Here is a 17,472-nt window from a genome sequence, read left to right as displayed (position 1 = left end):
GATGCGTGCCATGTGGAGCGGGACACTGGCCCGGCCGGCGGGGAAGCCGGCGGATCGGTTCCCAAACCACAAGGAGCGTTTCATGAAGTCTTTTGCCACGACGTTGAAGTCCCTGGCATTGGCCCTGCTGTTGACCGGTACCGCCCACGCGGTGGACAGGGTCGACATCAACAGCGCCAGCGCCGAGGAACTGGACCGGGTATTGGTGAACGTGGGGCCCGCCAAGGCCCAGGCGATCGTCGATTACCGCACGGAGCACGGTCCGTTCAAGAGCGCCGAGGAATTGGCGCTGGTCAAGGGAATCGGCTTGAAGACAGCGGAAAGGAACCGCGATCTGATCGAGGTCGGGAACGGGAAGTCCCGCGCCGCGACGCCCGCCAGGACGGCGGCGCCAAAGCCGGTGGAAAGACGCTGAGGGAACGGATTGCGGGTTAGGCTCGTCGCTGGATGCGAGGCCGTGGACCTTGTTGCGGGGAGAACGCACAGGGAGGGCTGGATGCCGACAAGGACGTATTGCGCCCGGCCGCACAGGATGTGCAGCCGGGCGTTCCTTTTTCTGGTCGGCTCGTTCTGGTCGACTCGCTTCTCGCCGGCCTGTCCTGGGCCGGACATCGTCAGGCCGATAGCATGGTTCTGTCTGTCTGGCTTGCTTGGCTTGGCTGGCTTGGCGATGGGGTAGCTGGCCGGCAGCGAACGGAAAGCAGCGGCCTACGAGCCAAAGGCTTGGCCGCCGCCTTCGTTCTGCTCTGTAGCTGACCGGCGGCGGACAGAATGCAGGGACCACGAGCCACCGGCGCGGCTGCTGCCTTCACCCTGGTTCGTAGCGAGCCGACGGCGGACAGGATCCAGGGGACCACAAGCCAACGACTTGGGCGCCGTCTTCACCCTGGCTTGTAGCGAGCCGATGACGAACAGAATGCGGGGATTCCAAGCCAACGACTTGGGCGCCGTCTTCACCTTGGCTTGTAGCGAGCCGATGACGAACAGAATGCGGGGATTCCAAGCCAACGACTTGGGCTCCATCTTCATCCTGGTTTGTAGCGAGTCGATGGCGAACAGAATGCGGGGATTCCAGGCCAACGACTTGGGCGCCGTCTTCACCCTGGTTTGTAGCGAGCCGATGGCGAACAGAATGCGGGGATTCCAAGCCAACGACTCGGGCGCTGCCTTCATTCTGGTTTGTAGCGTGCCGGCGGCGAACAGAATGCAAGAGACCACGAGCCAGCGGCTCCGCCGCTGCGTTCATCCTGGCCCGTAGCCGTCCGGCGGCGAATGAAAACAGAGACCCCACGGCCAATGGCTCGGTGGCTGCGTTCATCCTGGCCGGGAGCTGTCCGGCGGCGAGCAGAATGCAAGGGGGGCCACGGGCCAATGGTTCGAGCGCTGCCTTCATCCTGGCCTGCAGTTGTTCTGGCGACGAACGGGGTGCTGGAGATCGCAAGCCAACGACTCGGCTGCGGGCGTCCTCGTGGCCTGGCCAGCAGCGGCGGGGGCTGGTGCCGATGCGGTTCGATTTCGAAGGCATCCGCAGGCGCTCGCGCGGATGGATGGAACGCTGCGGCTGTTCGTGGAGGGCGAGCCTTACTTGCGCGCCCATGCCCGTGGCGCGCTTTCGTTCGCCGTGCACACTACCTGCGTCGAATGGGACGAGGGCGGCGCTGGCGGCCGCTGCCACCCTCGCCGTTACGGTCGGTGGGCTTCTGGCGGTGCAACGGGGAAAGGTGCCGGCGACGGGATGCGGCCGTGGCCGAAGACCGGCACACTGTGGCGATGGATTGGCTGCGATCGACTTCCCGCCTGCTTCCGGCCGCCGGTTATCGGCGCGAGCGCTGGCGCAACGGCCTTGGCTGGACCCACGAGATCCTGCGGTTGCCGGCGCAGGGCGACTGGGCGGTGCGCCTGTCGGTGGCGGAGGTGGAGCAGGCGGCCGCCTTCTCCGCCTTTCCCGGCATCGAGCGCGAGATCGTGTTGCTGCAGGGCGAGGGCATGCGCCTGGATTTCGACGACGGCGAGCAGGCGGTGCTGGTGCCGCCGTTCGGGCGCCTGCGTTTTGCCGGCGAACGCCCGCTGACCGGCGTGCCGTTGGGCGGGGCGACCCGCGACTTCAATGCGATGTGGCGACGGGAGACGGTGGACGCCACGCTGGTGCATCGGCCGCTGGTGGGCTCGATGCTGTTCGTGGCCGATGCGGGCGTGGCCTGGTCGCTGTACCTGTTGTCCGGCCAGGCGTGCTTCCCGGATGCGCCGGCCCTGGCCGGGATGCTCGAGGCCGGCGACAGCGCCTGGCTCGGCGCCGGGGAACGGACGCGGCACCGGCTGGAAGGCAATGGCGAACTGCTCGCCGTGCGCTGGACGCCCGTCGGCGCGGTCCCGGAGGCAGTTGACGGCGTTGCCGGCTGACGGGCCGGCCGGCCAACGTGGAAGTGGCGCAGCGCAGCAGCCGGTGTCGTGCCGGTCAGTACACGTCGCGCCGGTAGCGGCCCTGCATCAGCAGCGCTTCCTTGCCCTCGCGGCCCAGCGCGCGCTCGATCACGCCGTCCACGCCGGGGGCCATGCGGTGCAGGCTGCCGCAGACGTAGATCGCCGCGCCGGCCTGGATCCACTGCACCATCAGCCCGGATTGCGCCTCCAGTGCGTCCTGCACGTAGCGGTGGGCACCATCGTCGCGCGAGAACACCGCATCCAGCCGCTCCAGCCCGCCTTCGGCCTGCCAGCGGCGGAAATCGTCGCCGTAGTAGTCGTCGCTGGCCTGGTGACGCTCGCCGTACAGCAGCCAGTTGCGGGTCGCGCCGGCCTCGATGCGGGCGCGCAGCAGCGCGCGCAGCCCGGCCACGCCGGTGCCGTTGCCAATCAGGATCAGGGGCTGCTGCGGGGCAGGGGCGTGGAAATTGGGGTTGTCGCGCAGGCGCAGGTCGAGGGTGCCGCCCACCGGCGCGTGGTCGCACAGCCAGCCGCTGCCGAGGCCGGGGCGGCCGTCCGGCCCGAGCTGGCGCCGCAGCAGCAGGCGCAGCGTGCCTTCGGCGGGGATGGAGGCGATGGAGTACTCGCGTGGCGGCAGCGGTTGCAGCGCGGCGGCCAGGATCGCGGGATCGCGCGAGGCGGGGACGTCGGGCAGTTGCGAACGCTGCAGCAGGTCGCGCAGGGTATGTGCCTGGCCATGCCCGGGGACGGCGGCTCCGCCCTCCAGGCCGTGGCGCTCCAGCCACGCCTGGACACGCTGCGGGTCCTGGCGCGGCAGGATGGCGGCGATGTCGCCAGCCTGCCAGTGCGGCATGCCCGTGTCGGCCGGCACCAGGGCCAGGTCGAACACCACGCCGCCGATGCCCTGGGGATTGAGGGCGCGACGTGCGCGCAGCGTCCATGCGGCGTAGTGCGGCTGCTGCCAGGCCGGATCGGCGTCGGCCGCCGCTGCGCCCCCGCCGATGCCGGCGAGCAGGGCGCGCCAGCGCTGCAGGGCCTGGCCGTCGCCGTTGTCCACGTCGATGCACTCTTCCAGCCGCTGTGCGCCCTGCGCGGCCAGCCAGGCATCGAGCCGGTGGCCGAAGGCGCAGAAGTCGCCGTAGCTGCGGTCGCCCAGGGCCAGCACCGCGTAGTGCAGGCCGGGCAACGGCAAGGTCCGCTCCATGACCTGGCGGACGAAGGCAATGGCGTGGTCGGGCGGATCGCCTTCGCCGGTGGTGCTGGCGATGAACAGGACGCGGCGGGCCCGGCCCAGCGTGGCCACGTCCAGGCGTTCCAGCGGCAGCATGCGTGCCGGCTGTCCCTGCTCGCCGAGCAGGGCGACGCTGCGTTCGGCCAGTTCGCGGGCAAAGCCGGTCTGGCTGGCCCAGGCGACCAGGAGCGGATCGGCGCCGGTCCCTGTCCCCGTTGCCACGGCACCCGGCCGCTCCCGCCATAGCACCCGCGCGCACCAGGCGATCCACGCCAGAGTGATCCCGCCGGCGGCGAGCCAACGCCCCGTGGAAGGCGCCGCCTGCCACCATGGGCCCGCATGCAGCCGCGCCAGCCACAGGGCAAGGCCCGCGAGCAGCGCGCCGACCGCCAGGTTGCCGAACAGGGAAGGGGAGGCAGGTTTCATGCGGACGGTTCCAGGCGGTCGCGGAAGGCCGGGCTCAGCGTCTCGCGCAGTCCCGCGGGCGTGCGGGCGAGGAAGCGCACCGCCAGGCCCTGCCGCTCGGCCATCATCATGCCTTCGTCCGGGCCGAGGACAGTCATGGCCGTGGCCCAGGCATCGGCCGCCATGGCCTGCCCGGCCAGCACGGTGACCGCGGCGGCCGCGCGCGGCACCGGTTCGCCGCGGCGCGGATCGAAGGTGTGGGAATAGCGCCGGCCCGCGTGTTCGAAGCTGTGCCAGCGGTCGCCCGAAGTCGCCACCGCCAGGCCGTCGAGGGCCAGTACGCGCGGTTCCAGCCCGTTGTCGGCTTCCTCCTCGGGCGAGGACTCGACCAGTACCCGCCACGGCCGGCCATCGGGCTTGTGGCCGTAGCCGAGCAGTTCGCCGCCGACCTCGACCAGGGCCGATGCCACGTACTGCCCGCGCAGCCAGCCGGATACGGCATCGACCGCGTAGCCCTTGGCGATGCCGGACAGGTCCAGGGCCATCCCGCCCGGCTGCAGCAGGCGCTGGCCTTCCTCGGCCAGCTGCAGCCGCTGCCAGCCGGTGCGCGCACGCGCGGCCGCCACCGCATCGGCGTCGGGCACGCGCGGGGGATGCGGCGCCGGGCCGAACCCCCACAGTTCGACCAGCGGGCCGATGCTGGGGTCGAACGCGCCGCCGCTGGCGCGGGCAACCGCCACGCCGGCCTGCACGACATGGAAGAACGCCGGCGGCAGCGCGTGCCAGCTGCCGGCCGGCGCGCGGTTGTAGCGGCTGATGTCCGAACCGGCCTCCCAGGTGCTCATCTGCGCGACCACCCCGTCGAGCACGTGCTGGATGCCGTCGTGCAGGACGCGCAGGTCGCGCCGGCGCGGCACCACCACGCTGGCGCTCCAGGTGGTGCCCATGGTGTGGCCGCCGAGGCGGGCGAGGTCGAGGTCGGGGGAGTCGGACAATGGCGTCTGGGGAGATGAGGCCGGGACCGCCCGCGGCGGCCCCGGCGACGGGTGCGGGGCCGGGCGTTATTCCGGCAACACCTCGAGCGTGGCGATGTAGCTCAGCCGGCGCTGCGTGGCCTGGGCGACGCTGGTCCTGTCGTCGCTGGCGGAGGCCGAGAGCCAGTACATGCCCGCTTCCGGCCAGTTGACGGTGATCTCGCCGTTGGCGTCGGTGGTGAGCCGGATCTCGTCCTGGGCGTTGCGGTAGCGCGTGGCGCCGCGGACGATCTGGACCTCCAGGCCGGCCTTGGGCTGGCCGTCGACGAGCAGCCGGAACTTGGCCGGCTCGCCGGTGAACAGGTCGTTCGGATGGGTCACCGGCGCCAACTCCAGGCCCTTGCCGGTCGGGCGCACTTCGCTCGGATCGCCGTTGCTGACGAAGGTCTCGACGCGCGCCAGGGTTTCGCTGACCTGCACGTTCTTGGCATCCTTGGGGATCTTCGTGGCCAGTTCCGCCACGGTGACGTTGCGCAGGAAGCCGCCGTTGCCCGGACCGCCCTTGCCTTCGGGCGCCTTGCCCTTGGGCCCTTCCTGGCCCTTGGGGCCTTCTTGGCCCTTGGGCCCCTCCAGGCCTTCGCCGCCGGGGCCGCGGCCGGGGCGGTCGCCCCAGCGCGCGGACAGGCCGGTGTTGACGCTGGCCACGCGGTAGGTGCCCTGCTGGGTCAGCTCCAGGTCGAACACGCTGCGCATCTTCAGCGTGGAGGCGTTCTGCGGTTGCACCCGGGTGCCGTCCGGGGCGGTGACGACCAGGGTATCCAGGCGGATCGGCACGAAATCGGGGAAGTACAGGTCGTTGGACACGGCGGCGTCCACGGTGACCCACGGATCCTTGCCGGCCACGGTGGTCGAGGACGGCAGCAGCCATTGCTTGTGCGCCAGGGCGGAGAACGGCAGTGCGGCGAGGACCGCGGCCAGCAGCAGGGAACGTTTCATCGAGACTCCTTGGAGGAAGGGGATGTGCGAGGGGATCAGGGTTTGGCGAGCACGCTGACCGTGCCCAGCTCGGACGTGCCCTGGGCCTTGCCGGCCTGCGCCGACTTGGCCGGCCAGGAGAAGGGAACCTTGAGCAGCTCGCGGCCGCCGACCTCGCGCACCGCCTCCACCACCAGGGTGTACTGGCCCGGCGCCAGGCCCTTGAGCTGGGCGGCGTCGGTGAACGACAGCGCGTGGTGGCCGGCCGGGCGGGTCGGGCCGGTGACGCCGTCGACCGGCAGGCTCAGGGTGCGGCCGCTCTTGCGCCACCACTGGCGCAGGTCGGGCAGCCACTTGGTGCCGTGGCCCTCCTTGGATTCGCTTACCTGGTACCAGACCGCCAGGTTGGCCACGTCCTTCTGCGCCGCATCCTCGACCCAGATCGCCACGTACGGACGGTGGTATTCGGCGACGTTGAGCTTGGGCAGTTCCACGTCCACCTGCAGCGTGGCCGCGAAGGAAGGCGTGGCGACGAACAGTCCGCCCAGGGCGATGGTGAGGGTGGCGCGCATGGAAGGTCCTCGGGGTGGGAATCGGTCAATGGATGAGCAGCAGGATCAACAGCAGCGGCACCAGCACGCCCAGGCCGACCAGCGGCCAGGTCATGCGCCGCTGGCGTGCGTGCAGGTACAGCAGGAACAGGCCGGTGATGCAGAACACCAGGCAGGCCGCCGCGAACAGGTCGATGAACCAGCCCCAGCCGGGACCGGCGTTGCGGCCCTTGTGCAGGTCGTTGAAGTAGGACACCCAGCCGCGCCAGGTGCGCTCGTATTCCACCGCGCCGGTGCCGCGGTCGATGCTCAGCCAGGCGTCGCTGCCCGGCCCGGGCAGGGACAGGTAGACCTCGTCGGCCGACCACTCCGCGGCCTGGCCGCCGATCGGCAACGCCGTGCGCCGGGCCAGCCAGCCGGCCAGCGCCGACGGCAGCGGGGCGTGGCCTTCCTGCGGCCCTGCCAGGGCCTCCAGCTGGGTGGCGGGGAGCGTGAGCGTGGCGTGGTCGACCGTCGGCCGGGCCTCGATGCTGGCGGCGTGGTTGAGGGTCAGGCCGGTGGCCGCGAACACCAGCATCCCGGCCAGGCACAGCGCCGAACTGATCCAGTGCCACTGGTGCAGCGTGCGCAGCCAGAAGCCGCGGCGCTGCTGGGCCAGGGCGGGATCGGATTGGGCGGGGGAAGGCGGCACGGCGGCTCGGCGGTGGATCGAACGGAGAAGTATAAGGCATCAAGTGAGAATCGATCTCAGTTGGTGCCTGCCATCGGGAAACGCGCCGGGCCCCACGCGGTTGACATGCTCAGGTCTCGGACCAGGTGCGCAACAGGTTGTGGTAGACGTTGGTCAGGCGCAGCAGCGCCTCGCGCTCGGCCCCGGATGCGGTGAGCGCCTGGATCGCGGCATCCAGTTCGAACAGCATCTGCCGGCGCGCCGGTTCGCGCACCAGGCTCTGCACCCAGAAGAAGGAGGCCACGCGCGCGCCGCGGGTCACCGGTGCGACCCGGTGCAGGCTGCTGGACGGGTACACGATCAGGTCGCCGGCGGGCAGCTTCACCTCGTGCTCGCCGTAGGTGTCGCTGACGATCAGCTCGCCGCCCTCGTATTCCTCCGGCCCGGACAGGAACAACGTGCACGACACGTCGCTGCGCAGGGTCATCGCCGGCTGCGGGCCATGGGCGGCGCCGATGGTCATCACCGCACCGTCGACGTGGAAGCCGTACTGGCCGCCGCCCTCGTAGCGGTTGAAGCGCGGCGGCAGGGTGCGCAGCGGCAGCGCCGCGGCGAAGTAGACCGGGCTGCGCGCCAGGGCGTTGAGCACGGCCTGGCCGAGCTCCTGCTTGAGCGCGCAGGTGTCGGCCAGCTGCAGGTTGCGCTTGACCTGCGCGCCCTGGGCGCCGACGGTCTCGCGGCCGTCGACCCAGGGCGCGTTTTCCAGGGCGCGGCGGAACCGGGCCACTTCATCGGGAGTCAATATCTGCGGGATGTGCAACAACATGGCGATCTCCACGCGGGGACGCCTTCCCGTGGAAGGCGCCCCCGGCCTGCGTACCGGAGTTCAGAAGCGGATGTCCGCGCTGAGCAGGAAGGTCCTGGGCGTTCCCGGCGTGTAGCGGTAGCCGCTCTTGTTGATGGCAGCCACGTACTTCTTGTCGAACAGGTTGTATCCGTTCAAGCGCAAGGTGAAGTGGTCGTTGACGTCATAGGAGAGCACCGCGTCGTAGACGGTCCACGACTTGGTATAGGCGGGAGTGCTGCCGCCATTGGCGGTGTCGCCGCCGTCGCTGCCCTTGTGCAGTCCGCCGGAGTAGCGCACCCCGCCGCCGATGGTGAGGCCGAACGGCAGGCGATAGCTGGTCCAGCTGGTGAATGCCCGGTCCGGCGAGTAGGTCAGGTTGTCGCTGCCGTCGGCGGACACGGTCGGGCCGTTGCTGACCTTGGTGGTCATCCCGGTGAAACCGGCCGAAACCATCCAGTCGTCGGTGATGTTGCCCACCATCGATATTTCCACGCCCCTGACCCGCTTCTCGCCGGTCTGGGTCGGATTGCCCTGGTCGTCCAGTTCGTCGGTATTGATCTCGTTGGTGACATCGGTCTGGAACAGCGCCACGCTCAGGGCCAGACTGTCCGCCAGCGCCCACTTGGTGCCCGCCTCGAACGTCTTGGCCTTCTGCGGATCCGCGTCGATGCCGTTGGCGCTGGATGAGCCCGCGGCGAGCTGGAAGTTGGCGCCGCCCGGCGGTTGCTGCGAAAGCGCGTAGTTGGCGTACAGGCTGACGGTGTCGCCAACCTTGTAGACCGCGCCGAGCTTCCAATTGAACAAGGTGTCCTTGGCCTGGAAGTCGCCGTTGGATATCACGCTGCCCAGGGGCGCGGTGCCGCAATACACGGCGCCGCGGCTTCCGCCGGAGGTGCCCGCGGTATTGCAGACGCCGGTGCTGTTGTATTCGGTCTTGTAGTGGTCGGCGCGCACGCCGGCCGTGACCAGGAAGCGTTCTCCGAATTTCAGCGTGTCGAACAGGTAGAGCGAGGCGGTATCGGTCTTGCCGTAGGTGCCGGTGCCGTTGTGGTACCAGGCCAGGGTGCCGACGTCGTTCCAGTCCGGATCGTACAGATTGGCGGCGGGAAGCGAGCCCGTGCTGGTGATGCCGTAGGTGTACTGCTCCTCGCGGGTCAGTTCCAGGCCCGTGCTGAGATTGTGCTCGATGCTGCCCGTGGCGAAATCGGCGCGCAGGTTGAGCTGGTCGGTCAGGATCTTGTTGCGCTGGTCCTTGAACGTGGCATTGCTGCGGGCGAGGGTGTAGGTGGACAGGTCGTCGATGTCGGTCCATGCGATGTTGGCATTGGTGGACATGAACGAGGTGAGCAGGTAGTCCTGCGTGGTCTGGCCCCAGCGCGCGGTGTTCGTCAGCTTGACGGCGTCGGAGAAGTCGTGCTCGACGATGAACGTGGCCTGCTTGGCCTCCACGTTGTCGTGGTCCAGGCGGGTGCCGTAGAAATTCTCCGGATCCACCGGGTGGCCCACGAGCTGCTGGTTGCCGGTCTGCGGCACCCAGCCGGGCAGGCCGATGGTGGGCACGAAGCCGTCGGGGACGTTTTCCTGCTTGACGTAGTACAGGTTGAGGTAATAGCGCGTGTCCCCGTCCAGGTTGAAGCCCAGCGAGGGCGCCACGCCCCAGCGCTTGTTCTCGACATGGTCGCGTCCGGCGACGTCGCTGTCCTGCCACATCGCGTTCAGGCGCAGGGCCGCGCCGGGCAGGCCGTTGAAGGTCTGGTTCCAGTCGGCGGTGGCGCGCTTCTGGCCATCGTTGCCGCCGGTGACCGTGCCGGACACCGCATCGCGGAGGAAGGCCCGCTTGCTGACCATGTTGATCGCCCCGGTCGGCGCCGTGCGGCCGTTGTCGGTGCCGGCAGGGCCCTTTTCCACCTCGACCTGATCGATGTTGAACAGGTCGCGCGAGATCGACCCGAGATCGCGCACGCCATCGACGAAGATGCTGCTGGAAGTGTCGAAGCCTCGCATGTACACGGTATCGCCGGTGCTGGTGGAGCCGTTTTCTCCGGCATAGAACGTGCCGACGCCGGGGGTATTGCGCAGCGCTTCGGTCAGGGTCGTCGCGCCTTGCTGGTTGAACAGGTCCTTGGTGATGACCTGGATGGTCTGCGGCGTGTCTTGCAGCGACTGGGTGAACTTGGTCGAGGATGCCTTGTCGACGACGTAGCGCTGCCCGTGGACATCGATCTGGTCCAGGGTGGTCGGCTTGTCGGCATCGGCCTCCGCGTGCGCCAGCGGCGCCAGGCCGAGCGAGGTGAGCAGGGCGGCGGCGCCCAGGGCCTGGGCGGGAGTCGTGCGGGTGACGGCGTGTTTGCGGCTCTTGATGGTCATCTTTTTCGTTTCGGCGCTCGGGGTGATGCCCGTGGCGTGCGGCCGCGGCCGGACGCTCGGTCCGGCGCAGGTCTCGTTGCTGGCTGGGGCTCGCAGGGTGGCCGGCGCGTGTGCGCCGGCGTGCCGCTGGCCGGCGCGGGGCCGGTCATCGCGGCATATTCAGCCGCAAACAAGAATTATTTGCAATATTTACCGGTATCGTGACGCCGGCGACACGCATCGCCCGCCGCGGCGCCGGGGCCCGGCGCGCTCCGGGACGGAGAGCTCAGCCGCGGTCGTCGCGGGTCCAGATGCCGGTGTCGTCGATGCGGACCGGGAATTTGGCGACCGCGGTATACGCCGGCGGGCACAGGGGCTCGCCGGTGCGGACGTCGAAGCGCGCGCCGTGCAGGATGCATTCGATGCTGCCGGCGGCGGTGTCGAACGTGCCCGGGGAAAGCTCGAAGTCCTCGTGGCTGCAGCGGTCCTCCAGCGCATAGCAGTCGCCGTCGAGGTTGAACACCACGATCGGCGCGCCGGTCACCTCGTCCCAGACGCTGCGCGATTCGCCGGGCAGCAGTTCGCCCTGCGCGGCGACGAAGGTCCAGGTCTCGCTCACGCGGCCTCGGCCGTGCCGGCCAGCGGCTTCTCCAGGACCTCGAAGCGGATGTCCGCGCGCAGCGGAATGCCGAAGCGCGGGTCGCCGTACGGGAACGGCTTCTTGATGCCGGTGCGGCGGTAGCCGCGGCGTTCGTAGAACGCGATCAGGGCGTCGCGGATGTCGATGACGGTCATGCGCATGATCGTGCGGCCCCACTCCTCGCGGACGATGCGCTCGGCCTCGGCCATCACCGCCTTGCCGATGCCGCCACCCTGCAGGATGGGCGAGACCGCGAACATGCCGAAGTAGCCGGCCCCGTCCTCGTCGGCGACATGGCAGCAGGCGACCAGCTGCCCGGCCTGCTCGGCCAGCAGCACGCGGCTGCGCGGGCGGGCGATATCGGCCAGCAGGTCTTCGGCATCGATGCGGGCGCCGTCGAGGAAGTCGGCCTCGGTGGTCCAGCCGGCGCGGCTGGCCTCGCCGCGGTAGGCGGAGGTGACCAGGGCGACGATGGCGTCCACGTCGGCGGGCGTGGCGTGGCGGAAGGAAGGGCGCGTATCCATGCGCGCATTCTAGGTGCCGGCGGCGGCGGCCGGTAGCGGCCACCGCCGTGGCGGGCTCAACCGAGCAGCTTGCGCACCTTGTTCAGTGCGGCCACGAAGCCCTCGACTTCCTCGTGGGTGTTGTAGAAGGCCAGCGAGGCGCGGCAGGTGGCCCCCACGCCGTAGAACTGCAGCAGCGGATGCGCGCAATGCTGGCCCGAGCGGATGGCCACGCCTTCCAGGTCGAGCAGCGTGGCCAGGTCGTGCGCGTGGGCACCGGCGACCACGAAGGACACCACCGCGGCCTTGTCCGCGGCCTGGCCGAAGATGCGCAGGCCGTCGATCTTCTCCAGCTCCTCGGTGAGGTGGACGAGCAGGGCGTGCTCGCGCGCGGCGATGTGCTCGAAGCCCAGGCCCTGCAGGTAGTCGATGGCCGGGCTCAGCCCGGCGAAGCCGGCGATGTTGGGCGTGCCGGCCTCGAACTTGTGCGGCGGGTCGTTGAACACCGTGCCCTCGAAGCTGACCTCCTTGATCATCTCGCCGCCGCCGAGGAACGGCGGCATCGCCTCCAGGTGCTCGCGCCGTGCCCACAGCGCACCGGTGCCGGTGGGCCCGCACATCTTGTGGCCGGTCACCGCGTAGAAGTCGCAGCCGATGGCGGGCACGTCGATGGCCAGGTGCGGGGCCGCCTGGGAGCCGTCGACGACGGTCACGATGCCGCGGCGACGGGCCTCGTGGCAGATCTCGCGCACCGGGTTGACGGTGCCGAGCACGTTGGAGACGTGGGCCACCGCCAGCAGCTTCACGTCCGGCGTCATCGCCCGGCGCAGGGCGTCCAGGTCCAGGGTGCCCTCGGCGGTGATCTCGGCCACGCGGAGGCTCGCGCCGGTACGCTGGGCGACCAGCTGCCAGGGCACCAGGTTGGCGTGGTGCTCCATGCGCGAGACCAGGATCGTGTCGCCCGGGCGCAGCCGCGGCAACGCCCAGGAGTAGGCCACCAGGTTGATCGCGAAGGTGGTGCCCGAGCACAGCACCACCTCGTCGGCGCGCACGTTGAGCAGGCCGGCGAGCTTGCCGCGCGCGGCCTCGTAGGCCTCGGTCGCCTCGGTGCCCAGGGCGTGCACGGCGCGGCTGACGTTGGCGTTGTGGCGGCGGTAGAAGTCGTCGACCGTGTCGATGACCACGGCCGGCTTCTGCGCGGTGTTGGCGCTGTCGAAGTAGATCAGCGGCTTGCCGTTGACCTGGCGGCGCAGCACCGGGAAATCGTCGCGGACCTTTGCCCAGTCCGGCGCGGGGCGCGCGGCGGGCGCGTTCATGCCACCCCCGAGGCGCCCAGCGCCGCGTCCAGGTAGCCGGCCAGGAGGATGGCGGGCACGCCGTCGAGCAGGCCCAGCGGCTCGTGGCAGAAGGCGGCGCTGAGCAACTGCCGGGCCTGGGTCTGGGGCAGGCCGCGCGAGCGCAGGTAGAACAGCGCGTTGGCGTCGAGCTGGCCGACGGTGGCGCCGTGCGCGGCCTGGACCTCGTCGGCATCGATCACCAGCACCGGCTGGGTATCGATCTCGGCGTCGGGCGAGAGCAGCAGGTTCTTGTTGGACAGGGTGGCGTCGGTCCCGTCCGCGCCGGGGCGGATGTCGATGCCGCCGTGGAAGACCACGCGGCTGCGTCCGGCGGCCACACCGCGCCAGAGCAGCCCGGCGGTGGTGTCGCGGGCGATGTGCTCGATGCCCAGGCGGGTGTCGAGGTGGCGGCGGCCGTCGCCGAGCAGCACGCCGTTGGCATGCAGGCTCGCGCCGTCGCCTTCCAGGCGCACGTTGAGCTCGTGCCGCGACAGCGCCGCGCCCAGCTCCAGGTCCACGCGCCGGTAGTCGGCTCCGCGCGCCAGTACCGCATCGGTGCGCAGCAGCGAGGTCAGCCCGTCGGCCGCGTCCTGCACGCGGGCATGCACCAGCTGCGCGCCCTGGGCCAGGTGCACGTGCATCAAGGCGTTGGCCAGGTGCCGGGCGGGGCCGGCGTGGAGGTGGTGCTCGACCAGCTGCAGCCGCGCGCCGCGGCGCAGCTCGACCAGGTGGCGATGGTGCCAGGCCAGGTCCGCGGCGCCTTCGCCGGCGGCGCTGGTGATCGCCACCAGGTGCACCGGCACTTCCACCACGGTGTCCTCGTCCACGCGCAGCAGCGCGCCCTCGTCGGCCAGCGCGGCGTTGAGCCGGGCGAAGATCTCGTCGGGCCGGGCGAAGCGGCGGCCGAGGAAGCGCAGTGCCTCGTCGCCGCCGGCCAGGGCCTGCGACAGCGGCTGCAGCGACACGCCCGCGGGCAGGCCGGAAAGATCCGACAGCGCGGCCACGTGGCGGCCATCGACGAATACCAGGCGCGGGGCGGGGATGGCGGCCAGCCGCGCCGGGTCCAGCGCGGCCGGCTGCAGCGGCGCGGGGACGAAGCGGCGCCGTTCCAGCTGGCGCAGCGAGGTGTACTTCCAGGCCTCCGCGCGCGGGCCGGGCAGGCCGTCGCGCAGCGCATCCTCCAGTGCCTGGCGCCGGGCGGCATCGTCGTGCGAGTCCCGGCGCGCTTCCGCGCGCATCCCGGCGAAGGCGTCGCGCATCGAGTCGAGCAGCGCACTCATCAGGACAACGCCTCCGGGGAGACCCGGTCCTTCAGCCAGGCATAGCCGTGCTTCTCCAGTTCCAGCGCCAGTTCCGGCCCGCCGGTTTGCACGATGCGGCCATCGGCCAGCACGTGCACCACGTCCGGCTTGATGTAGTCGAGCAGGCGCTGGTAGTGGGTGATGAGCAGGAACGACCGCTGCGGCGTGCGCTGGGCGTTGACGCCCTCGGCGACGATCTTCAGCGCGTCGATGTCCAGGCCGGAATCGGTCTCGTCCAGGATCGCCAGCTTCGGTTCCAGCACGGCCAGCTGGAAGATCTCGTTGCGCTTCTTCTCGCCGCCGGAGAAGCCTTCGTTGACGCCGCGGTGCAGCAGCTCGTCCTTCATGTGCATCACCGCCAGCTTCTGCCGCACCAGCTTGAGGAACTGCATCGAGTCCAGCTCCGGCTCGCCGCGCACGCGGCGCTGGGCATTGAGCGCGGTGCGCAGGAAGTAGGTGTTGTTCACGCCCGGGATTTCCACCGGGTACTGGAACGCCAGGAACACGCCGGCGGCGGCGCGCTCCTCCGGTTCCAGCGCGAGCAGGTCGCGGCCGTCGAACTCGACGTGGCCGGCGGTGACCTCGTAGCCGTCGCGGCCGGACAGCACGTTGCCGAGGGTGGACTTGCCGGCGCCGTTGGGGCCCATGATGGCGTGCACTTCACCGGGCTTCACCTCGAGCGAGAGGCCCTTGAGGATTTCCTTGCCGGCGACGGAGGCGTGGAGGTTTTCGATCTTCAGCATGATGGTTCGCAGTCAATGGGTGGGTGCGGGGACGATCCGGGGGCTTGCGACGAGCTCGGTGCATGAGGCGCGTTCGACCTCGCCCTCCGCGAGGCCGCGCAGGTAGACGCACAGGCGCTCGGTGCGCTCCTGTTCCAGGCCCGCGCGATAGACGAGCTCGGCCAACGGCAGGATCGTGCCCCGGTGGCTGGCATCCAGGGTCTCGTACGCGAATCTGGATTCCACGTCCGCATCCCGATAGGCCAGCCAGGCGCGTTGCGATGCGCGCAGCTTGGCCACCACCGCCGGATAGTGCTGCCACTTCCTCAACACCGCCTGGTAGGTGGCGTTGAGCTCCCGGTCCACGGTCTCGGCCGCCTTGCCGGCGCACTGGTTCAAGTCGTACTGGGTGTCGGCCGCGTCGCAGTGGCCTTCCAGAAAGGCGTGATCCGGCGAGGCCGCCAGCGCGTGGGTCGCCACCAGCGACAGGGCCAGCGCGCCGGATCCCTTCAGGCATCGGCGCCAGGAGGACGGGGCGATCATCCGACCGAACCTTCCAGCGACACCTCCAGCAGCTTCTTGGCTTCCACCGCGAACTCCATCGGCAGTTCCTTGAACACCTGCTTGCAGAAGCCGTCCACGATCATCGACACGGCGTTCTCCTGGTCGATGCCGCGGGCGCGGCAGTAGAACAGCTGGTCGTCGCTGATCTTGGAGGTGGTGGCCTCGTGCTCGACGGTGGCGCTGGGGTTCTTCACCTCGATGTAGGGGAAGGTGTGGGCGCCGCACTGCTTGCCGATCAGCAGGCTGTCGCACTGGGTGTAGTTGCGCGCGCCGTCGGCGCCGCGGTCCACCTTGACCAGGCCGCGGTAGCTGTTCTGGCCGCGGCCGGCGCTGATGCCCTTGCTGACGATCTTGCTCTTGGTGCGCTTGCCGACGTGGATCATCTTGGTGCCGGTGTCGGCCTGCTGGCGGTGGTGGGTGAGCGCCACCGAGTGGAACTCGCCGACCGAGTCGTCGCCCAGCAGCACGCAGGACGGGTACTTCCAGGTGACCGCCGAGCCGGTCTCGACCTGGGTCCAGGTGACCTTGCTGCGCGCGCCGCGGCACAGCGCGCGCTTGGTGACGAAGTTGTAGATGCCGCCGCGGCCTTCCTCGTCTCCCGGGTACCAGTTCTGCACGGTGGAATACTTGATCTCCGCATCCTCCAGCGCCACCAGCTCGACCACCGCCGCGTGCAGCTGGTTCTCGTCGCGCATCGGCGCGGTGCAGCCTTCCAGGTAGGACACGTAGGCCTTGTCCTCGCACACGATCAGGGTGCGCTCGAACTGGCCGGTGTTGCCGGCGTTGATGCGGAAGTAGGTGGACAGCTCCATCGGGCAGCGCACCCCCTTGGGGATGAACACGAAGCTGCCGTCGGAGAACACGGCCGAGTTCAGCGCGGCGAAGAAGTTGTCCGCGGCCGGCACCACGCTGCCCAGGTACTGCCGGACCAGGTCGGGATGCTCGGCGATGGCCTCGGACATCGAGCAGAACACGACGCCTTTCTCGGCCAGTTCCTTGCGGAAGGTGGTGCCCACCGAGACCGAGTCGAACACCGCGTCCACCGCCACGCCGGCCAGCCGCGCGCGCTCGTGCAGCGGCACGCCCAGCTTCTCGTAGGTGTCCAGCAGCTCCTTTGGCACCTCGTCCAGCGACTTGTACTTGGGCCCCTTGGGCGCGGAGTAGTAGCTCAGCGCCTGGAAATCGATCGGCGCGATATTGAGCTTGGCCCAGTGCGGCATCGGCATCCGCAGCCAGTGGCGGTAGGCGTCCAGGCGCCAGTCGGTCATCCACTGCGGCTCGCCCTTGCGCGCGGACAGGGCACGGATGATGTCCTCGTCCAGGCCGGGCGGCAGGGAGTCGGACTCGATGTCGGTGACGAAGCCGGCGTCGTAGCGACGTCCCAGGCGTTCGAGGATTTCGGCGTTCTGCGGGGGAGCGAGTTCGGTGGCCATCGGGCTGCCTACGGTGTCAGGAACGGGCGATGCGCACGGCGATCGGTCGCCGGCGGCCTTGGCCCAGGGAAGCGGGGGAGAGCGGTTGCAGCATCTGCGCCAGGGTGACCCCGCGCAGCGCATCGAACAGCACGTCGTTGATCAGCCGCCAGTTCGAGCGCACGCCGCACTGGTGGGCGATGCCACACTGGCCGTGGTCCTGGCTGCACTCGGTGATCGCCAGCGGGCCTTCCATCGCCTCGACGATCTCGATCAGGGTGATCCGCTCGGCCGGGCGCGCCAGCCGGTAGCCGCCGCGCACGCCGCGCAGGCCCTCGACCAGGCCGGCTTGGGCCAGCGGCTTGAGCAACTTGGCCACGGTGGTCGGCTCAAGCCCGGACTGCTCGGCCAGCTCGTTGGCGCTGAGCACCTTGCCGGGCTGGCCGGCCAGGACGGTCAGCACCACGGTCGCGTAGTCGGTCAGTTTGGTGACGCGCAGCATGGCGGGAAGTGGCCGGATTCAATGCGGACCAAAATTGTACCCTTTCGCCGGCGCCAGGCCAATCGCTCGTG

Annotated in this window: 18 protein-coding genes; 2 read left to right on the top strand and 16 right to left on the bottom strand. The window is 70.0% G+C overall.

The annotated features are described in order from the left end of the window. Window positions 1-10 precede the first annotated feature (10 nt). Window positions 11-415 (top strand): ComEA family DNA-binding protein, encoded by a 405-nt coding sequence (locus BN3794_RS10050; protein ID WP_187128050.1) that lies wholly within the window; start codon window positions 11-13, stop codon window positions 413-415. A 293-nt stretch (window positions 416-708) separates the two neighbouring features. Here BN3794_RS10050 and BN3794_RS16385 read toward each other — a convergent pair whose 3' ends face one another. Beyond that, a complete protein-coding gene (locus BN3794_RS16385) occupies window positions 709-1,173 on the bottom strand; it encodes a hypothetical protein (protein ID WP_147675719.1) in 465 nt (154 codons plus the stop codon). A 597-nt stretch (window positions 1,174-1,770) separates the two neighbouring features. Between BN3794_RS16385 and BN3794_RS10040 the strand changes: the two genes are divergently transcribed. Further along, complete coding sequence (locus tag BN3794_RS10040; protein WP_425476705.1) at window positions 1,771-2,400, top strand: HutD/Ves family protein; 630 nt, start codon at window positions 1,771-1,773, stop codon at window positions 2,398-2,400. A 55-nt stretch (window positions 2,401-2,455) separates the two neighbouring features. Here the strand turns inward: BN3794_RS10040 and BN3794_RS10035 are convergent, their stop codons facing one another. The 15 genes from BN3794_RS10035 to BN3794_RS09965 form a co-directional block, all read right to left on the bottom strand. Beyond that, window positions 2,456-4,078: a flavodoxin domain-containing protein gene (locus BN3794_RS10035; protein ID WP_066096816.1), complete on the bottom strand. Its 1,623-nt coding sequence runs from the start codon at window positions 4,076-4,078 to the stop codon at window positions 2,456-2,458. After that, complete coding sequence (locus BN3794_RS10030) at window positions 4,075-5,004, bottom strand: FAD:protein FMN transferase (RefSeq protein ID WP_066097226.1); 930 nt, start codon at window positions 5,002-5,004, stop codon at window positions 4,075-4,077. The genes BN3794_RS10035 and BN3794_RS10030 overlap by 4 nt, the downstream gene beginning before the upstream one ends. Window positions 5,005-5,118: 114 nt before the next feature. After that, complete coding sequence (locus tag BN3794_RS10025) at window positions 5,119-6,027, bottom strand: DUF4198 domain-containing protein (protein WP_066096814.1); 909 nt, start codon at window positions 6,025-6,027, stop codon at window positions 5,119-5,121. Window positions 6,028-6,062: 35 nt separating this feature from the next. Continuing rightward, window positions 6,063-6,578 (bottom strand): DUF2271 domain-containing protein, encoded by a 516-nt coding sequence (locus BN3794_RS10020; RefSeq protein ID WP_066096811.1) that lies wholly within the window; start codon window positions 6,576-6,578, stop codon window positions 6,063-6,065. A gap of 25 nt (window positions 6,579-6,603) precedes the next feature. Further along, window positions 6,604-7,248 (bottom strand): PepSY-associated TM helix domain-containing protein, encoded by a 645-nt coding sequence (locus BN3794_RS10015; protein ID WP_066096809.1) that lies wholly within the window; start codon window positions 7,246-7,248, stop codon window positions 6,604-6,606. Between the two features lie 109 nt (window positions 7,249-7,357). After that, on the bottom strand, window positions 7,358-8,053 hold the full coding sequence (locus BN3794_RS10010; protein WP_066097224.1) for a Fe2+-dependent dioxygenase: 696 nt from the start codon (window positions 8,051-8,053) through the stop codon (window positions 7,358-7,360). A gap of 60 nt (window positions 8,054-8,113) precedes the next feature. Beyond that, on the bottom strand, window positions 8,114-10,441 hold the full coding sequence (locus BN3794_RS10005) for a catecholate siderophore receptor Fiu (RefSeq protein WP_066096807.1): 2,328 nt from the start codon (window positions 10,439-10,441) through the stop codon (window positions 8,114-8,116). A gap of 265 nt (window positions 10,442-10,706) precedes the next feature. Continuing rightward, window positions 10,707-11,039 (bottom strand): non-heme iron oxygenase ferredoxin subunit, encoded by a 333-nt coding sequence (locus BN3794_RS10000; protein WP_066096803.1) that lies wholly within the window; start codon window positions 11,037-11,039, stop codon window positions 10,707-10,709. After that, complete coding sequence (locus BN3794_RS09995; RefSeq protein WP_066096800.1) at window positions 11,036-11,584, bottom strand: GNAT family N-acetyltransferase; 549 nt, start codon at window positions 11,582-11,584, stop codon at window positions 11,036-11,038. The genes BN3794_RS10000 and BN3794_RS09995 overlap by 4 nt, the downstream gene beginning before the upstream one ends. 56 nt (window positions 11,585-11,640) lie before the next feature. Next, window positions 11,641-12,879, bottom strand: coding sequence for a cysteine desulfurase (locus BN3794_RS09990; RefSeq protein WP_066096797.1), 1,239 nt, complete (start codon window positions 12,877-12,879; stop codon window positions 11,641-11,643). Further along, on the bottom strand, window positions 12,876-14,180 hold the full coding sequence (gene sufD, locus BN3794_RS09985; protein WP_066096794.1) for a Fe-S cluster assembly protein SufD: 1,305 nt from the start codon (window positions 14,178-14,180) through the stop codon (window positions 12,876-12,878). Before sufD ends, BN3794_RS09990 begins: the two co-directional genes overlap by 4 nt. Further along, window positions 14,180-14,944, bottom strand: coding sequence for a Fe-S cluster assembly ATPase SufC (gene sufC, locus BN3794_RS09980; protein WP_066096791.1), 765 nt, complete (start codon window positions 14,942-14,944; stop codon window positions 14,180-14,182). The genes sufD and sufC overlap by 1 nt, the downstream gene beginning before the upstream one ends. Window positions 14,945-14,956: 12 nt before the next feature. Beyond that, on the bottom strand, window positions 14,957-15,466 hold the full coding sequence (locus tag BN3794_RS09975; protein WP_066096789.1) for a lysozyme inhibitor LprI family protein: 510 nt from the start codon (window positions 15,464-15,466) through the stop codon (window positions 14,957-14,959). Further along, window positions 15,463-16,920 (bottom strand): Fe-S cluster assembly protein SufB, encoded by a 1,458-nt coding sequence (sufB, locus tag BN3794_RS09970; RefSeq protein ID WP_066096786.1) that lies wholly within the window; start codon window positions 16,918-16,920, stop codon window positions 15,463-15,465. The genes BN3794_RS09975 and sufB overlap by 4 nt, the downstream gene beginning before the upstream one ends. 16 nt (window positions 16,921-16,936) lie before the next feature. Next, a complete protein-coding gene (locus BN3794_RS09965) occupies window positions 16,937-17,401 on the bottom strand; it encodes an SUF system Fe-S cluster assembly regulator (RefSeq protein ID WP_066096783.1) in 465 nt (154 codons plus the stop codon). Between the last annotated feature and the right edge of the window lie 71 nt (window positions 17,402-17,472).

It is taken from the genome of Xanthomonas massiliensis (genome assembly GCF_900018785.1).
GTDB classification, from domain to species: domain Bacteria; phylum Pseudomonadota; class Gammaproteobacteria; order Xanthomonadales; family Xanthomonadaceae; genus Xanthomonas_B; species Xanthomonas_B massiliensis.
The sequence above is the reverse complement of the archived record's forward strand: the minus strand, read 5'-3'. Positions and strand labels throughout refer to the sequence as shown.